The sequence below is a fragment of the Oligella sp. HMSC05A10 genome (genome assembly GCF_001808335.1).
GTDB classification, from domain to species: domain Bacteria; phylum Pseudomonadota; class Gammaproteobacteria; order Burkholderiales; family Burkholderiaceae_B; genus Oligella; species Oligella urethralis.
Genome location: NZ_KV792963.1, coordinates 1 through 694, shown reverse-complemented (window position 1 = coordinate 694; position 694 = coordinate 1). Strand labels below are relative to the sequence as shown.

General features: G+C 32.7%; 1 protein-coding gene and 1 pseudogene. Both read right to left on the bottom strand.

The features are described 5' to 3' along the window. Window positions 1–64: 64 nt before the first annotated feature. Entirely contained in the window at window positions 65–397 is a 333-nt protein-coding gene (locus HMPREF3144_RS11155; RefSeq protein ID WP_070477933.1) for a hypothetical protein, read from the bottom strand. Beyond that, window positions 390–694: pseudogene (locus HMPREF3144_RS11150) on the bottom strand (hypothetical protein); the annotation flags it as partial. The gene HMPREF3144_RS11155 and the pseudogene HMPREF3144_RS11150, both read right to left, overlap by 8 nt.

The following is a 694-nucleotide window of genomic DNA, read 5'->3' as shown; positions in this document are numbered from 1 at the left end:
TATATTTATTGTATTGGCAATGAACTTCTTAAAGGTTAAAACTTAAACTACTACCGTAAAAACTTTAGTCTTCATCATCATCCTCTGCCTCACTCCAATAAGGAAGAGAGGCTCTGCCAAAAAAGAAAAGCACAATTGTCCCAACTAATATAAAAATAAATCGCTCATAAAATAGAGCAAATATACCTGCAGCGATAGAATTAATTAAATACAACTCAATAAAAATCAATAAAAAAGTTAGAATATTCAAACCATAAACTAATGATTCTGTTTGTCGTAATTTCAGCAATTTAGAAACCCCAAATGCTAACCTACTATTAAGATAAACAAAACGGTGACTAATGCCCGAAAGACCAAGAGACCATCCATCTGGTAATTTTTCACGAAACTTAATCATCGTTACTCCGTAAAAGTTTTGGCCAATTTGTTTTTGGAACAAGAGTTGCATCTTTCGAACCTAACTTATTAGAAATGGCACTACTAACTCCATCACCTAAGAAATGATTCGTAACTGCTCCTTTAGTTTCTACATATAGCTTACTAACTCCTTTCACTGCAGATTTCTCTATAAGTTTTTTGACTGTGCTGTCTATTACAACACCTACAGATAAATCATACATAAGATTAGATAACTTGTAATCCTCATTAAGAAATGAAGAAGTACCAATTCCTCCAGTAACCGATTTTGAAGCTG

Excerpts from the sequence above, each read along its gene's own strand:
- HMPREF3144_RS11155 (WP_070477933.1), bottom strand. The coding sequence starts at position 397 with ATGATTAAGTTTCGTGAAAAATTACCAGATGGATGGTCTCTTGGTCTT.